We start from the raw sequence: 16,284 nt of genomic DNA, 5'->3' as shown, positions 1-16,284 counted from the left end.
CTGGGACGAAGGACTAAGGACGACTCTTCACAGCGTACAGCGTTATCTTGTAAGCGGCTCTTTCCCCGCGAAGCGGGCCTTGCGACCACTGATGCTCTTCAGTGCATTGCGTCCCACCGAAGGTGGCATCACTTCTGCCGATGCTTTTCGGCGCATCACTTCCCCGGACGTTTCTCCGGGCATCACTTCCTGCGAAGCAGCCTCACTTCCCGACTCAGTCGGCCTTGCGTCCCGGCATGTTCTTCGCCGGCATTGCGACCTGGGCCGTTCTTGCCCAGCCTTGCGTCTAATGTTTTATTCCAGCATCACTCCCTGCGCCAGCAGACTGGCTTCTCCATTTCTCGTCTCTCGTTAGCGCAGCAGACTCTCCATAATACGCTTTCTCGGGTGGTCTTATCGTAGAAACACGCGTATCTTAACTCTTTCCCCGAAGAGTCAGAAAGGTCACTCTGCCCAGAAGCACCTGAATCGTCCGATGCTGTTCAAAATCTATAAGGAGATGTTGTTAGGGAACCACTCACTTTTCAGAAAAAGCAGCAATCTCATCTCCTAATTCGGATTGTGGAAGATAATGAGATGAAGAGTTTTCACCTGACGGTGGTTCTTGTGCTTACTGTATTATTCCTTACGGCCTGTCCAATAAAGAATAGCAAGCCTGAATGGGGAGTCATAGAAGCAATTGTCGAGAATATTGGAGAGCTTATTCAGATCAACCTTGCCGAATATTGTTCAGATCTGGACGGCCATTTTCTTTCATATAGTCTCATTGGAGGACCGGGAACCGTTTCAGGCAGCCTTTATGAATGGACAGGCAGCGGACCACTCGGCGATGTTGCAGTCACTATAAGAGCAGAAGACGAGAAGGAAGCATCATCTGACAAGACATTCACAGTAGCGGTCAAGTCATTCCCCAACGTTCCCTCGAACCCTTCCCCGGCAAATGGCACGAAGGACACTGATCTTGAAGTTCTCTTGTCTTGGGAAGGCGGAGATCCCGACGGGGATGCGGTATTGTACGATCTATACCTTTCCACATCTCACAATCCTTCCCTTTTCATATCGAATCGAACTACCAATACCTATAACAAGAGCGGTCTCCTTCCCAATGCGAAATATTACTGGAAGATAGCTGCTAAGAACGAGGGCTCGCTGCCGGTGATTGGTCCAATATGGAGTTTTAAAACAAAGAAGTAATTCTATCTAGCAGAATGTTGTGTGGAAACCCCGGAGTTTACCGGGATTTCCGAAAATCATCAAACATCGTTATTCATTAGTGGCTTTCCCGTAGCTCTCACTGCGTCAACAAACAATGGCTTTTTGGAAATTCCTCTATGCATCATTCCTGTGAGACACTCACTATATAATTTCCGTACCGACCCTTCGTAACTGCTTACTCTGTCATCCCGAACTTGTTTCGGGATCTGGGCTTTCGAAAGGGCCTTAAGTCTCTTATTATAAGATCTCTTCAGAAATAAAGTGAAATAGTGTTCTATATACTGGTCACTTATGCTAAAATGTGTTTGTTATAAAGGTCATTAATTGACAGGTGGTTAATATGACAGATCAACAGATGTTTTCCGTCCTTGCAAGATGGAATTACTGGGAAGATCGATCCCTTCCGGACCTTGTTTACAGAAGAGAGGTCGGTGAGATTGAAGAATTTCTTGACAGCAATTTCGTGCAGATCGTAAAAGGGCCTCGAAGATCCGGCAAATCATCTCTTCTTAAGCTTGTGTACAGAAAGCTCCTAGAATCTGTTGATAAACTCTCCTTTCTGTTCTTGAACCTTGAAGATGTCTCTCTCTTAATGGAAGAGAAAACACCTGTCCTTCTTGAAAAACTCTACAGGCTTTACAGGCAGAGAGTCAATCCCGTTGGAAAGACTTACATGTTTGTCGATGAGATCCAGCATATACGAGGCTGGGAGCGATGGATAGAGACTTACAGGGAGTCCGGGGAGGTCAAATTCATTGTTACCGGCTCATCTTCAAAGCTTTCTTCCAAGGAGCTTGGAACGCTGTTGACAGGAAGACACATAGATCTGACTCTGTTGCCCTTTTCATTCGCGGACTTTGTGCGATCGAAGGGAATTGAAGTCTCCTCGCTTTCAATTGAACTCAAAAGCGATCTCATCAAGAATCTGCTGTTCAGTTATTTGGATTCTGGAGGCTTTCCTGAGATTCTCTTGAACTTCCCGGAAGAAAACGGGACAAAGATTCTCGAGGCATATTTCGACGACATCATATACAGGGACATCGTAGAGCGTTGGAATATCAGAGACGTTCTGCTTACAAAGAGAATCGCCCTCTATGCTCTGAAGAACAGCGGAAATCTCTTGAGCTACAGAAAAATACAGAAGGCTCTCGAACAGACCTCGGGAAAGACTTCAACCAGCACAATTTCAGAGAACATGTCGCACCTATCGGAAGCATACATATTGTTTGAAGTAGAGCTTCACACGAATTCCGTCAAGAAAGCCCTAATCAACCCAAGAAAAGTATATTCCGTCGACACTGGTTTGAGAAAAGCCGTTGTCAAGCCGCTCACTGAGGGTTTTGGAAGAGATGGAGAGAACATTGTCTTTCTAGAGCTCTTGAGGCGGGGCTATAAAGTGACTTTCTGGAAGACTGACAAAACCGAAGTTGATTTCGTCGCCTCTGGAAGAACTGGCGATCTGGTCATCAATGTCACAATGTCGAATCTGGATGATCTCGATTTGAGAGAACGTGAACTTCGGGGATTACTCGAATTCGAGAGCGAGAGATCCCGCAGGATACTTCTAAACAGCGACATTGAAGACACGCTGAAGATTCACGACAAGACCATTGAGCTGATCCCTCTCTGGAAATGGCTTCTTATTGAGGATTTCCTCCCAAGCATTTAATCTACACTATTTCTGACAGGTTTTCGTAAACCTAAAGGGCTTCAACTGAACTCAACGATCTGCTGGGTTTTCAGACAGATTCATTTGGAAAGATGCCTTCTGTCCTCTCAAGCGCTCTCCATGATATCCACGGACTGGTTCATGATCCGGGACCAATAACTAAGGACGGCTCTTCGAAGCGTTCAGCATGTTCTCTCAAGCGATGAGCGGATTTTGCAGCGTTCAGCGGCTCCTTTATCGGCAGTTTGTCGGAAATCCAGTATAATTGAAGTGTGATGAGAGGAGCGATATTGGTGAAAGTGAAGTGGGACCCCCGGTACTCAATTACCGATAAGATAGCGGCAGATCTTATGACAATAGAAAAGATAAGGGTTCAAGTGGAGAACGCGCAGATTCCTTTAAGCTCTCTTGCAAGAATAAGAGAAAGCGCAAGGATCCGATCAACCCACTTTTCAACACAGATAGAAGGCAATCGCCTGACTCTTCAGGAAGCGCGCGATGTTGTAAATAGTCAAAGGGTCGCACAAGAAAAAGCTAGAGATGGAAGTGAAGTGAAGAACTATTGGGATGCTCTCCTCAAAATCGAAGAGTGGGCTAAAGAACTCAGACCGTTCGATGAATACCTTATAAAGAAAACTCGCTCGATTGTCGAGAAGGGTCTTAGAGCAAAGCCCTCTGAGTATCGAAGCGAACAAAACGTAATAAGAGACTCCCTGACTAATGCGATCATCTACCTTCCTCCGGAAGCAAAGGATGTTCCGGAACTGATGGGGGGACTCGTTAACTGGGAGCACGAGGCCCGGAATAAGACCCCAGTCCCGCTGATCGCCGCACTCGTTCACTACCAATTCGTTACTATTCATCCCTTTTACGACGGGAATGGAAGAACCGCAAGGCTCTTGTCCACCTTCATTCTTCAAAGGGGAGGCTATGGACTGAACGGAATCTATTCTCTAGAGGAGTACCACGCTAGCGACCTTCAGCTCTATTACTACTCTCTAGTCACTCATCCCCACCACAACTATTATGAGGGAAGAGAGAAGGCCGATCTTACCGGCTGGGTTGGATACTTCGTGGAATTGCTCGCAAAGGCTTTCGAAGCAGCCAAAAAGGAAGTTCTAACCCAAGGAGAAAATCCTCAAGATCCAGTGCTCTTGAGAAGACTTGACCATCGCCAGAAGAATATCCTCTCTATGTTCGCTTCAAGAGATTTCTTGACTGTAAGAGAGCTGGCAAACAACCTGGGGCTTTCAGAGAGAATGGTGAGAAACATAGTAAACAAGTGGGTCCAAGAAGGCTTTCTCGAAGTACTCGATCCCTCGAACAAGAATCGAAGATATGGATTATCGGAAATATATCGGCAGTTTATCGGAACTGAATCTTGAGATTGTTCTTGGAATGTGCCAACGCTGTTCTTCAACGCTGAGAGTATTGGGGAAGAAGGGCGAATTCCGAATATGAAACATTGGGCATAGGAAGAGCCAACGTGAAGCAGCTGCTCTTCCCCATCGTTCCCAATCCTTTCATTTTCACAAAGGTTATGACATCAAGTCGCTTCACTAATGACTCTAATTGCTTTCAGTACGTTCTAGCACTATGTTCAGTCGGATAAAACCGGGATTGTCATTTGCGTGTTAAATACAAAACAACTCTTCTGAAAAAGTCAGAAATGACTCACGATTTGATCATGAAGTGCTATGGTCTTCATTTTGAACGTACCAACTATACTGAGGCATCTGCTATGCCTATCTACTTTCTTTAACGCGCCAGACTCACATATTCATTCATAGTCGGAATTTTGCGGGATTTCTAGCATACCAAGCTGTTCCGATAGATCGCAAAGTGAGGAATTCCATCATGGAGAAGAGCCGTCCTCTCCAAAGTCTTTGGAGCCTCAACGACCTCATTTATGAAAATGAAAACCATTTTCACAATCACAGATATCATGCGGATCCTTCCAAGAGTAGTTGATGAAGAGAAATGCAAAAGCAATTTCATGTTGTTGCCCTGTGGCGAGTGAAGAACACTCATACTACCTCCTTTAATATCAATTACAATCCGGCATACGGAAGGCCAGGCGGTTTGCCTTGAAATAGCGTTAATCATTTGTGAATAAAGAAAACAGTGTGCCCTGTTCGGTGATAATTACGGATTTCTGAGAAATATCAGCCCAAGATCGCTTTAATATGTAAATGTTTTCAGTAATATCATGTTGTTGGAGCCCGTAAGGGTTAGAAAAGGAGGTTGGGTATATGAAAAAGAGGTTCATTCTACTACTTCTGGCCATCATACTCGTTTGTAGCCTCGCTATTGGTCAAGTTTACGATCGGAAGGAAACTCTCTACGCCGGTGGAGGGTTGTGGAGTCCGCCGAACAACTGGAATCCATTCACCCCCTGGGCGATCATGACCGGAACCAACGGTCTCATCTATGAGTACCTGTTTATGTTCGATCCTCTAAGCAACGAGATGATTCCCTGGCTTGCAGTGGATGGAGGATGGATAGACGGAAAGACCTACGAGCTGAAGCTTCGAGACGAAGTATACTGGACCGATGGAGAAAAGTTCGATGCCGAAGACGTCAAATTCACATTCGATATCGCCAAAAAGTATCCCGGAGTCCATTACAGCTCAATGTGGAACTGGATAAAAGAAGTGGAGATGGTTGACAGACTGACCGTGCGTGTCTATTTCACTGAACCACTCTATCAGCAGTGGTCCTTCCAGCTCTATCAGCTGCCTATGGTTCCTGAACACATATGGAAAAACAAAACGGAAGCCGAGATTCTTACAGGAGCGAACGAGGGACCGATAGAAACGGGTTGTTACCTGGCTGAAGGTTACGGTCTGGACAGAATGATCTACCTGAGAAACGACAAATGGTGGGGTATCGAGCAGCTGGGAATCAAGCCGACCCCCAAGAGAATAGTCTACCTCACCGTTTCCGGCAACAACGTGGCTCTGGGTATGATTTTCAAAGGAGAGCTGGACATCAGCAACTTCTTCCTTCCAGGAGTCCCCGCCGTAAAAGCTGCTTACGGAATCCACACATATTTCGATGGCGCGCCTTACATGCTTTCAGATAACACGGCAGTTCTCTTTCTCAACAACAGCAGAAAGCCGATGGATGATGTAAACTTCAGGAAGGCCGTTGCCTGGGCCATAAACGCCGACGACATAGTTACAAGGGTTTTCGAAAACCAGGTTATCAAGTCTAACCCGCTTGGCTTCCTTCCTATCGATGCCTGGATGAAGTATTACGATGAACAGGTAGTCGAGCAGTACGGTTTCAAATACGATCCGTCGGTCTCCAAAAAGGTCCTGGCCGATGCAGGTTACAAGGATATAAATGGGGACGGGTTTGTTGAGGCACCAGATGGTTCCAAGATAGAACTCTCCATAATCGTTCCTTTCGGCTGGACCGACTGGATGGAGTCAATAAAAATAATCGCCAACAACCTGAAAGCCGTGGGGATCAACGCTAAGGCTGAATTCCCCGACTACTCCAGATATCAGGACGAACTATACGGCGGCAGATTTGACATGGCTATCAACAATTTCAACAGCAATCTGTCCAATACTGTATGGAGTTACTACTACTGGTTGTTCTGGGATATCAGAGAGCAGCAAACTCAAGGCAACTACGGCAAATACAACAATCCAAAGGCCTTCGAGTTAATGCAAGCCTTCGACAGAACGCCTGTCGATGATTATGAGACGGGTCAGAAGATTATGTCGGAACTGGAAGAGTTGTTCTTGAAAGAGATTCCCTACGTTCCTCTCTGGTTCAACGGAATGTGGTTCCAAGCGAGTACCGATGTATGGACCAACTGGCCGAGTGAACACGGCCCTCATTATTATCCCTGCACCTGGAACGGAAAATGGCAACTTGGTGGTATATTCATGCTGACAGCTCTGGAGGCAAAGTAACGAACTAATATTTCTGCCCCCGCGGACGTAGTGTTGTCTGTGGGGGCCTTTGGCAGACTCGGATTTCGACGATTTCGCTCATGCGAGACTCAACCTGTATGGCTCGGGCTCCCGGTGTTGTTTTTCGCTGGGCAAGGAAGCAAAATTGCTTTTTTGGCAAGAAGACCGTCTGTATTCTTAAGGACAATAAAGATAACGATAGGATTGGACTGATCCAGATGCCGTACTGCCTGTGAATGAGGATTGCAACTAAGTCTTCCTAGGCGCAGTTTCTCAACATGACTGGAGCAACTCCCTTCAGTCTTTGAAGAAACACAAGTCCCTGTCCAATCCCCTTTTTCTGGCTCGCCGAAGTCTAGAGAGTCACACGACTCAGATTGGGTGTTCGGAATGGGATTTGGTATCGCGGCTTTGACCGAGAATTTGTTTTGGTGGGTCAAGAAGATGAAGCTCTCCATCTTGTGGGTAGGGTTAAAGGAAGGAGACTCAGACCGTGGGAGCCTATTTCAGAAGAAAGATAATAATCTACCTGCTGACATTTGTATTTGCGGTTACGATAGACTGGATGATACCGCGATTTATGCCCGGCAATCCAATTACGAATCTGCTGTCTAGGTTTTCCACCAGGTCGGATACAACCGAGGTAATCGCCGGCTACCTTAACGAGATCTATGGGCTGGACAAATCACCACTTCGTCAATATGTCGCTTTTTGGGCAGGCCTTTTCAGAGGCGATCTTGGAGTCAGCTTGTATGTTACAGGGGCTCCGGTAACCAGGGTGATAACCAGGGCCCTACCCTTTGACCTTGCCCTGTTGATTCCCTCAATTATGCTCAGTTATTTTTTGGGCAACAAGTTCGGTGCATTTGCCGCCAGGAAAAAGAAACTTGACGGCATAGTCTTGCCCATCTGGTACGTACTAACGGCTACGCCGTACATGTGGCTGGGTATACTTCTCGCCTGGTTCTTTGGGGTCGCGCTTGACGTTCTTCCAATAGCAGGTGCCTACAGTTTTTCAATGGTGCCAGGCTGGAACTGGGCCTTCATCTGGGACTTCCTGAAGCATTGGATACTTCCATTTAGCTCTCTCTTTCTTGTGCAGTTTGGAGGCTGGGCCATCGGAATGCGTAACATGATCATCTATGAACTCGAGGCCGAGTATTCAAGGTACCTGGAGTCTCTGGGTGCTTCTAGCACTCTCGTCAGACGGTATGCCTACAAGAACGCGGTCCTTCCTCAGATTACGGGACTTGCTCTCCAGCTCGGTGTAATAGTTGCCGGAGCGCTTGCCACCGAAGTCGTCTTTTCATACCCCGGTATCGGCCATCTTCTAAAGGAAGCGATTATGAATCAGGATTACTTCCTCATACAGGGTTGTTTTCTGTTCATAATCGTCGGTGTGTTGTTGGCCAACATCATTCTGGATATCGCATATATAATGATTGATCCTAGAATCAGACACACGGCAGGGGGAGAGACTGTATGAAGACTAAGAATGAATTTCTTTATTTCGCCCTTAGAAACGGGCGTCTGAAGGTCGGTTTTTGCATACTCTCATTCTTCATTTTGCTGGCGATCTTCGGACCTCTCTTCGCGAAACACGGACCGCTCGATTATGCCGGGCCGGGCTACCACCCGCCTTCAAAAGAGTTCTGGTTAGGAACTACAACCTTCGGGCAAGATGTTTTTTCGCAGACGGTTTATGGACTGAGGTCAACTTTTTTGGTCGGATTGGTTGCCGGAGGTCTCGCGACATTTCTGGGGATCCTCATCGGCTTCATAGCCGGCTATCGAGGAGGCATGGTCGACGAACTGCTCAACATGTTGACCAATATCGTTACTGTCATACCGACGTTGGCCCTTCTTCTTATTGTTGCGGCCTACCTACCATATAGAGGAATACTTGTACAGAGCATATTTATAGGTCTTACCTCCTGGCCGTGGGCGGCAAGAGCGATAAGGGCCCAGACGTTTACTTTGAGAACGAGGGACTTCGTCGACCTCGCCAGAATCACTGGCATGAAACCATTGAAAATAATCTTTGGAGAAATCGCTCCGAACATGATGTCCTATCTCTTCATGACATTCATACTCCAATTCGGAGGAGCGATTCTCGCGGCGGTTACGCTTGACTTCATAGGACTTGGCCCGACTCAGGGAATCTCGCTCGGACTTATGATGCAGAATGCGGTTTTGTGGAGCGCAATTCAGCTTGGGATGTGGTGGTGGCTGATACCTCCCGGAGTAGCTATCACGGCTATCGTCGGCGCGCTTTATTTCATGAATACTGGACTGGATGAAGTTTTCAATCCTAAATTGAGGGAGCTGTGATAATGTCTCTAAGCGTAGATGGCCTTAGAGTTTATTACCAGACTCTTAAAGGAGATATCAAGGCCCTGGACGGAGTAAGCTTCGATCTTCGCGACGGGGAGATTGCCGGAATTGCCGGAGAATCGGGCTGCGGAAAATCGACTCTCAGCAACTCCCTCATAATGCTTCGTCTCCCGATGAAACTCGTCGAGGGCAGTGTCTCTCTTGACGGAAGTCAGCTTCCTATAGGTGATAGCAGGAAGATGAAGGATTTCAGATACAAAAGAATCTCCATAATACCCCAGTACGCCATGAATGCTTTGAATCCTACCGTCAAGCTAAAGAAACTCATTGCGGATCTTCTCGCCTGTCACGGCGTGGGATACGAAAAGGCCCTTCCCGAACTTAACAGGAGGCTGGATCTCGTGGGTCTCGATAGATCGGTCCTAGACATGTACCCCGTAGAACTGTCGGGAGGAATGAAGCAGAGGGCTGTAATGGTTATCTCGACGCTTTTAGATCCCTCTTTGCTAATAGCAGACGAGATCACATCGGCCCTGGATGTTTCGACTCAGCGCGCAGTAGCCGAGATGATCGTAGAGTTCAGGGATAAGGGCTTTGTCAAAAGCGTCATCTTCGTTACCCACGACATCTCGATCCTCTACCAGATAGCAGATTCGATACTGATAATGTACGCGGGCAAGCTTGTAGAGCGGGCCGCTACAGAAGTGATAATTGAAAAGCCTGCCCATCCTTACACGAAGATGCTTATCTTGTCTCTGCCGGAGGTTGGAGTGCACTGCACAGATAGAAGACTGAAAGGAATCCCAGGAAAACCCCCTCAACTACTGTCGCCTCCGAGAGGCTGCAGGTTCAAGGACAGATGCCCGCTGGCCTTTGAAAAGTGCGAAGAGGAGCCGCCCATGACTGAAATAGAACCTTCACACTGGGTGGCCTGCTGGGGAGTGAGCTAGATGCTTGAGCTCATTAATCTGACGAAGGTCTTCAGGACGGGAATGTTCTCTTCAGGCAGTCTCAAGGCCGTAAACAATGTGTCTTTCAAGATTGAAGAGGGAGAGGTCACCTCTCTAATAGGCGAGAGCGGGAGCGGCAAAAGCACCATAGGAAAGATGATCCTGAGATTGCTGACAATCTCTGAAGGAGAAATACTACTTGATGGACGTGATATTAGCGTGTTGAAGGGCTCTGAGCTAAGAGATTACTACAGAAAAGTACAGGGCGTCTTTCAGGACCCGTTCAGCTCCTATAATCCTATCTTCAAAGTGGACAGAGTCTTCGAGAATCTTCGATCGGTTTTCTTCGGGAAGTTGCACTACAGTGACTGGATGGAAAAAGTGCACACAGTTCTGAAAAAGGTTGGCCTAGATCCAGATCAGATCCTTGGTAAGTATCCTCATCAGCTCAGCGGCGGTCAACTGCAGAGAATCCTCATATCCAGAGCCCTGCTGCTGGACGTAAGCTTTCTGGTGGCCGACGAACTGATCAGCATGCTTGACGCCTCTACAAGAGTCGACGTGTTGAACCTGCTTGCAGACCTCAAGAAGAAGGGCCTTTCAATACTCTTCATAACCCATGACCTGTCTCTTGGCTACTATTTGAGCGAAAGAACAGTAATACTGTTCAAAGGTCATGTCGTTGAAATGGGAAGAACTGACAGGGTTTTCTTCAATCCTCAGCATTATTACACATGTAAGCTCCTCTCCTCAGTGCCGAGGCTCGACCAGAAGTGGGAGGACCTTAAGAGCGATTACGAAACGAAAATCGACGGACGAAAGTGTTTCGACCCCATCATGGATGAGGAACAAGAAATGGTGAAAGTTGAAGAGGATCACTATGTGGCCGTAAAAAGGAGATGAAGGTATGTTTGGCGAAGATTTCCTGTTCGGTGTCTCTCTTTCAGGATTTCAGTTCGAGATGGGAAGGAACTCTCCCGAGAGCATCGACCCTGGCTCGGACTGGTACGTTTGGGCTCACGATAAATTGAACATCGAAAATAAGATAGTTAGCGGAACGCTACCCGAAAGCGGGCCAGATTATTGGACAGGCTTCGAGAAGTTTCACAGACTTGCAGCCCACTCGGGAATGAAGATAATACGAATAGGGTTGGAGTGGTCGAGAATTCTCCCTAAACCAACTTTCGAGAGACGCGCAGATGAAATCGATGATATATGCAACGCTGAAGCGATAGAGCACTACAGAGAGATGATTCAAGACATAAGGAATCTGGGAATGAAAGTAATGGTTAATCTTAACCATTTCTCACTTCCCATTTGGCTCCACGAACCGATTAAGGTTAACAGGTACTCCGATTTCACTGCCGGAGGCTGGGTCGATCCGCGAACGGCCGAAGAATTCCGCAAATACGCCTGCCTATGCGGAAGGAGACTTGGAGATATCGTCGATATGTGGTCAACGGAGAATGAACCAGACGTCGTGGCGATGCTTGGTTATAGAAACAGATCCTCCGGGTTCCCTCCGTCGATTGTCAGGCCCGACCTGGTGGAAGTGGCTCGCTCCAACTTGATCAACGCCCATCTGAATGCGTACGAAGAACTCAAGAACCAATCAGCCTCACCGGTGGGCTTGATCTACGCTTTCAGCTGGATAGACGGAGAAAAAAGCGCGGCCGATTCTGCCATGGAAGCTCAATTAGAATTCATCGACCGCATAAAAGAGAGAACGGACTTTCTTGGCATAAATTACTATTCACGGATGGTCGTCCAACCCGATAAGGACAGCGACAGAGGATATAGGGTCTTGCCGGAATTTGGGCAGGGTTGTAAACCCAACTCGCTCTCCAGATCGGGCAGACCGACGAGCGACTTCGGCTGGGAGATCTACCCCGAAGGGTTGTACAATATACTGAAGATGACAATGAGAAGGTACGATATCCCAGTCTTTATAACAGAGAATGGAATCGCAGATGGCGCGGATTGCCTGAGGCCTTACTATCTCATCAGCCACCTGCACGCAGTGGAAAAGCTTATTGAGGAGGGCTTCAGTGTAAAGGGATACTTGCACTGGTCTCTCGCGGACAACTACGAATGGGCCTCCGGCTTCGCGATGCGCTTCGGACTGGTGAGTGTAGACTTTGAAGATGGAAGCCTAACTCCAAGACCTTCTTACTACCTTTTCAAAGAAATCATTGAACAGGGCTCAGTGAATAGCTTCAAGAAGATGTTGAAAGAGCCGTACGACCTTTTTGACGAAAGCCTGCTCATTGAATAGGGGGGAAAGTCTAGATGGTAACCATAAAAGATGTCGCCGCCGAAGCTGGGGTTTCGATAGCGACCGTCTCGAGGGTAGTGAACGGAAGCGGCTATGTTTCAGAAGACACTAAGTTGCGTGTATTGAGGGTGATTAACAGGCTCAACTATCATCCAATGCCTTCGATTCGAAAGAAGAGTCTTTACAGAACCCTGGGCGTCCTTCTTCCTAACACTATGGGAAACCATTACGGAGAGATCTTCATGGGAGTCGAGGATTATGCTCACAGGAACGGGTTCGACGTAATGCTCGCCATGGCCCGAGAGATGGTCAGTCGCGAGCAGGAGATTCTCAACGAATACTTCCAGCGAAAGGTCGATGGCATCATAGTTGCGACTCTTCACAGCGACGAGCACATGCTTAACAGGTTCATAGAGAGCGGAATAGTCGTTGTCGCCGTCGACTCTCCAATAAGAGAGATCAAGGCCGACTCCGTAAACATAGATAACTCCTTTGCCGCATATAACGTTGCTAAATTCCTTCACGAAAAAGGGCACAGACGTGTTCTCTTTCTTCCGGGGCAGGAGGGTGTGCACGCTTCAAAGGAGAGGTTGAAAGGGCTGAGAAAATTCGCTTCAAGATCCACGGACTTCGATCTGAAAGTTGCAAGGGTAGGAGGATTCGAGCCGCACCATGGGCAGGAAGCCATCAGGGATTACCTTCAGGATTCCGGCGTTGATTTCACGGCAATCTTTGCCGTTAACGATCACGTGGCAATGGGCGCAATGCAGGAGCTTCACAAGAAGGGTGTTCGGGTCCCTGACGACGTATCCGTCATAGGGTTCGACGATTCAGTTCACGCTCCTTATACGATTCCCGCCCTAACTACCGTCTCGCAACCCAGAATCGAAATGGGAAGCGCCGCCGCTCAGCTACTCATAGAGAGATTGAGGCTGACCCAGAAGAGAGTATTCAGGAATATCGTTCTGCCCACGGCCCTTGTCGAAAGGGAATCGGTAATAGCTATATAGCAGAGAGGAAGGAGAGGACATCCTTGGCGATCAGAATAGTCGGCAACAAGCTCAATAATCTCCCCTGGGAAGAAAGGCCTGAAGATTTTCGCGAGCCGGTATGGAGATACTCGAGAAACCCCCTTATCACACGCGAAATGGTGGTAGGTGCCAACAGCATTTTCAACAGCGCAGTAGTAGCGTACGGAGATGAATTCAGAGGAGTATTTCGTGTCGACACTAAAGAGCTCGCCATGGAGCTTCACTCTGGGAAAAGCAAGGACGGTTTGTCGTGGAACATCGATGGAGAGAGAATCGAATTCATTTCCGAGGAACCAGAAATCGCCCGTTTCGTTTATGGATACGATCCCAGAGTCGTCTTCCTCGAAGATAGATACTACATCACCTGGTGTAACGGTTATCATGGACCGACCATAGGTGTCGGCTATACATACGACTTCGAGAGTTTCTATCAGCTTGAAAACGCGTTCCTTCCTTTCAACAGAAATGGGGTACTCTTCCCGAGAAAAATCAAAGGAAAATTCGCAATGTTAAGCAGGCCGAGCGACAACGGGCACACTCCCTTCGGAGACATCTTCTACAGCGAGGGCCCCGATATGATTCACTGGGGCTGCCACAGACATGTCATGTCGCCCACTGTTGGCTGGCAATCAACTAAAGTGGGAGCTGGACCCATTCCAATAGAGACCTCGGAAGGTTGGTTGCTTATCTATCATGGTGTATGGACATCGTGCAACGGCTATGTATATAGCACGGGCGTTGCCCTTCTCGATCTGGAGAAGCCCTGGAAAGTAATCAAGAGGTCTAAGCATTACATTCTCAATCCGAGAATGCCCTACGAAAACGTCGGCGACGTTCCGAATGTAACCTTCCCGTGCGCCAGTCTCCAGGATCCCGAGACGGGAAAAATCACCATATACTATGGAGCGGCAGACACCGTTACCGCGCTTGCCTTCACGACTGCAGAGATCCTGTATGACTTCCTAGAAGAGCACTCGTAATTAATGTCACCAATGCGGTAGTCGAAATGTTCCGATTCCCAATAGGTAGTCTATGAAAGGATCAACACATGGATTGCAAGTTATCTTCTCCATCTCAAGCAAATAGGACTATCTCTTTTTGTGGACTGATATGTTTACGAAGGTTATGAAGGCCCATTCCATTGTGCCGCTGGGATCTTCGGTTCAGCCAAACCAAGTGAACGGGATCAAACTCCCTTGCAGCTCAGCAGTCTCCAATGAAAGCTGATAAATCAATCCCTTGATTCTGAAATGACTAAGAACATGAGTGAGAACTGGAGAGAAGATCCTTTGGCAATGGATACATCCTTGCATTCCTTCCTAGAAGATCTCTGAAGCAATAATACCAAATAATGTTCTGTATACCGGACACTTATGGCAAACTCTGTTCGTTATAACGGTCATTAACTGCAGGGTGGTCTACCCGCACTCACATGACCCTGGTTAGGATACGTATCAACAAATGAAAAGTCGATTATTGGCTTGTTGTAAAGATCAAGATATGTGTGCGCCTTTCTTCAATAGTGCCAGCTTCTGTTCGTCTTCGTCCAAACCGTCACTTTCCGAGACCCCGTTCGATGAAGTCTTCCATTTCCTGTATATGCTCAGGATTTTTACAGGCCCTCTTCCAGTCATCCAAGACCCTTTCGAAAAGCTCATCTGGAGCATCTTCGGCCCAGTCTTTGAACTGAGATGTCGATTCTTTGTCGAACTGGTTTATTCCTTTCAGAATACCCATGCAGTATTTCTTCGCCTCGTTCTCCAGCGAAAGTTCGAAATATCTGTTCAGTTCATTTGTGAATGGTTCTAAAGCCTCTTCAAACATTTCTCACGCTCTATCTGACGGTTCCACATACCCATACCTCATGCTGCCTGATTGTTCCCAGAGATCCTCAACTTCAATTCCTTCCAACGCATAGTACACTTGCGAAGCAACGTTCTCGACATCTATATCGCGCAGGTATTCCAATGCGATTTGCTCAATACGTTTTGCAATGCTCCGATCTTCGTTGGCCAAGGCTTTCAGTATAATAAGAGCATCATGACCGTTGATTTTGTCAAGAACCTTCTTTTTCTTAGTTACTGCTCGAGATTGCTTGTTGTTCCTATCCACCGTGTCTCCACCTCAACATCCGCGTCGTTATTCTCAGAAGATACTGGATAACTTGATTATAACTCTCTTACAGCGAGTTCAAATGATTGTGATCTCCATTGGGATTATGATCAGTGCGGAGGGTTCAACACAGAAAAGGACGAATGAAGTAGAAATGCTAATGACGAATATCTCGGAAGACGGAGGACCGTTAACGGATTTCGGGCCTTTCAGCGAACAGATGCGCCCCACGAACCAAAGCTCTTAATCCCCGCTTGAGCGCTCAAACTGGATCTCATCTGTCTCGCTCTCTCTTCTTTTCGCGGTTTTCGTCGATTTCGGAGGACGGTGGACTGTTGACGGATTTCGGGCCTTTCAGCGAACAGATGCTCCCTACGAAGCAAAGCTCTTAATCCCCGCTCGAGCGCCCAACCTGGATCTCATCTCATCCGTCTCGTGCTCTCTCAACATCTCGTGGTTTTTAATTACGAACCCGGACACGATGTGTCTGATGAACCGCTCTTCTGCTCTTGATCTCAATCCCCGCTTGAGCGGGGGGGACCGCTTGCGGTGGGGAGTGTGCTCTTTGAAGCCCCTTTGCTCACTCGTCCGCGGCAGGTAAAAATGTGTCTGTCAATTGCAGCTACTCTTTCCCCGCGAAGCGGAACTGGCCTTTGCGAAGCAAAGACTGGCCAGGCGAAGCCTGACTGGCCTGCGCAAGCAGACTGGCTTCTGAAGAGTCGCTGCGCGCTTAAGAACAAGAACCCGCTGATCGCTTGTAAAAGCTCAG

The 16,284-nt window shown here is 47.6% G+C and carries 14 protein-coding genes; 11 read left to right on the top strand and 3 right to left on the bottom strand.

All coding sequences use genetic code 11. The features are described from left to right. Window positions 1–576: 576 nt before the first annotated feature. The 3 genes from B3157_RS08290 (at window position 577) to B3157_RS08280 (ending at window position 4,269) form a co-directional block, all read left to right on the top strand. Window positions 577–1,194, top strand: a complete 618-nt coding sequence (locus B3157_RS08290; protein WP_292590063.1) for a fibronectin type III — start codon at window positions 577–579, stop codon at window positions 1,192–1,194. A gap of 361 nt (window positions 1,195–1,555) precedes the next feature. Continuing rightward, the gene (locus B3157_RS08285) at window positions 1,556–2,884 is read left to right on the top strand and encodes an ATP-binding protein (protein ID WP_292590062.1); all 1,329 of its coding nucleotides are present in this window, start codon (window positions 1,556–1,558) and stop codon (window positions 2,882–2,884) included. 293 nt (window positions 2,885–3,177) lie between these two features. Next, window positions 3,178–4,269, top strand: a complete 1,092-nt coding sequence (locus B3157_RS08280; RefSeq protein WP_292590061.1) for a Fic family protein — start codon at window positions 3,178–3,180, stop codon at window positions 4,267–4,269. A gap of 424 nt (window positions 4,270–4,693) precedes the next feature. Here B3157_RS08280 and B3157_RS08275 read toward each other — a convergent pair whose 3' ends face one another. Then, complete coding sequence (locus B3157_RS08275) at window positions 4,694–4,915, bottom strand: hypothetical protein (protein ID WP_214078966.1); 222 nt, start codon at window positions 4,913–4,915, stop codon at window positions 4,694–4,696. Window positions 4,916–5,136: 221 nt separating this feature from the next. Here B3157_RS08275 and B3157_RS08270 point away from each other — a divergent pair, with 221 nt between their 5' ends. The 8 genes from B3157_RS08270 to B3157_RS08235 all read left to right on the top strand — a co-directional run bounded on the left by B3157_RS08270 (window position 5,137) and on the right by B3157_RS08235 (window position 14,383). Further along, entirely contained in the window at window positions 5,137–6,813 is a 1,677-nt protein-coding gene (locus tag B3157_RS08270) for an ABC transporter substrate-binding protein (RefSeq protein ID WP_292590060.1), read from the top strand. A gap of 493 nt (window positions 6,814–7,306) precedes the next feature. Continuing rightward, window positions 7,307–8,299, top strand: coding sequence for an ABC transporter permease (locus B3157_RS08265; protein WP_214059826.1), 993 nt, complete (start codon window positions 7,307–7,309; stop codon window positions 8,297–8,299). After that, entirely contained in the window at window positions 8,296–9,144 is an 849-nt protein-coding gene (locus B3157_RS08260; RefSeq protein WP_214059825.1) for an ABC transporter permease, read from the top strand. Before B3157_RS08265 ends, B3157_RS08260 begins: the two co-directional genes overlap by 4 nt. Window positions 9,145–9,146: 2 nt before the next feature. Then, window positions 9,147–10,097: an ABC transporter ATP-binding protein gene (locus B3157_RS08255; RefSeq protein ID WP_214059824.1), complete on the top strand. Its 951-nt coding sequence runs from the start codon at window positions 9,147–9,149 to the stop codon at window positions 10,095–10,097. After that, window positions 10,098–11,000, top strand: coding sequence for an ABC transporter ATP-binding protein (locus B3157_RS08250; protein WP_214078965.1), 903 nt, complete (start codon window positions 10,098–10,100; stop codon window positions 10,998–11,000). 4 nt (window positions 11,001–11,004) lie between these two features. Further along, the gene (gene bgaS, locus B3157_RS08245; protein ID WP_214078964.1) at window positions 11,005–12,372 is read left to right on the top strand and encodes a beta-galactosidase BgaS; all 1,368 of its coding nucleotides are present in this window, start codon (window positions 11,005–11,007) and stop codon (window positions 12,370–12,372) included. A 14-nt stretch (window positions 12,373–12,386) separates the two neighbouring features. Next, a complete protein-coding gene (locus tag B3157_RS08240) occupies window positions 12,387–13,382 on the top strand; it encodes a LacI family DNA-binding transcriptional regulator (RefSeq protein WP_214059821.1) in 996 nt (331 codons plus the stop codon). Window positions 13,383–13,405: 23 nt separating this feature from the next. Next, a complete protein-coding gene (locus B3157_RS08235) occupies window positions 13,406–14,383 on the top strand; it encodes a glycoside hydrolase family 130 protein (protein ID WP_214078963.1) in 978 nt (325 codons plus the stop codon). Window positions 14,384–14,957: 574 nt separating this feature from the next. On the opposite strand, the gene B3157_RS08230 is transcribed toward B3157_RS08235, so the two are convergent. Further along, on the bottom strand, window positions 14,958–15,227 hold the full coding sequence (locus B3157_RS08230; protein WP_292590059.1) for a hypothetical protein: 270 nt from the start codon (window positions 15,225–15,227) through the stop codon (window positions 14,958–14,960). 3 nt (window positions 15,228–15,230) lie between these two features. Beyond that, window positions 15,231–15,515: a hypothetical protein gene (locus B3157_RS08225; RefSeq protein WP_292590058.1), complete on the bottom strand. Its 285-nt coding sequence runs from the start codon at window positions 15,513–15,515 to the stop codon at window positions 15,231–15,233. Window positions 15,516–16,284: the final 769 nt, after the last annotated feature.

Origin of the sequence: Mesotoga sp. UBA5557 (genome assembly GCF_002425715.1) — a bacterium.
Lineage (GTDB): Bacteria > Thermotogota > Thermotogae > Petrotogales > Kosmotogaceae > Mesotoga.
Note: the sequence above shows the minus strand (reverse complement) of the source record. Positions and strands in the feature narration are given on the sequence as shown.

Bases quoted from the DNA above. Each gene is read 5' to 3' on its own strand.
- B3157_RS08255 (WP_214059824.1), top strand. From the start codon at position 9,147: ATGTCTCTAAGCGTAGATGGCCTTAGAGTTTATTACCAGACTCTTAAA.
- B3157_RS08275 (WP_214078966.1), bottom strand. From the start codon at position 4,915: ATGAGTGTTCTTCACTCGCCACAGGGCAACAACATGAAATTGCTTTTG.
- B3157_RS08240 (WP_214059821.1), top strand. From the start codon at position 12,387: ATGGTAACCATAAAAGATGTCGCCGCCGAAGCTGGGGTTTCGATAGCG.
- B3157_RS08230 (WP_292590059.1), bottom strand. From the start codon at position 15,227: ATGTTTGAAGAGGCTTTAGAACCATTCACAAATGAACTGAACAGATAT.
- B3157_RS08270 (WP_292590060.1), top strand. From the start codon at position 5,137: ATGAAAAAGAGGTTCATTCTACTACTTCTGGCCATCATACTCGTTTGT.
- B3157_RS08290 (WP_292590063.1), top strand. From the start codon at position 577: ATGAAGAGTTTTCACCTGACGGTGGTTCTTGTGCTTACTGTATTATTC.
- B3157_RS08250 (WP_214078965.1), top strand. From the start codon at position 10,098: ATGCTTGAGCTCATTAATCTGACGAAGGTCTTCAGGACGGGAATGTTC.
- bgaS (WP_214078964.1), top strand. From the start codon at position 11,005: ATGTTTGGCGAAGATTTCCTGTTCGGTGTCTCTCTTTCAGGATTTCAG.
- B3157_RS08260 (WP_214059825.1), top strand. From the start codon at position 8,296: ATGAAGACTAAGAATGAATTTCTTTATTTCGCCCTTAGAAACGGGCGT.
- B3157_RS08285 (WP_292590062.1), top strand. From the start codon at position 1,556: ATGACAGATCAACAGATGTTTTCCGTCCTTGCAAGATGGAATTACTGG.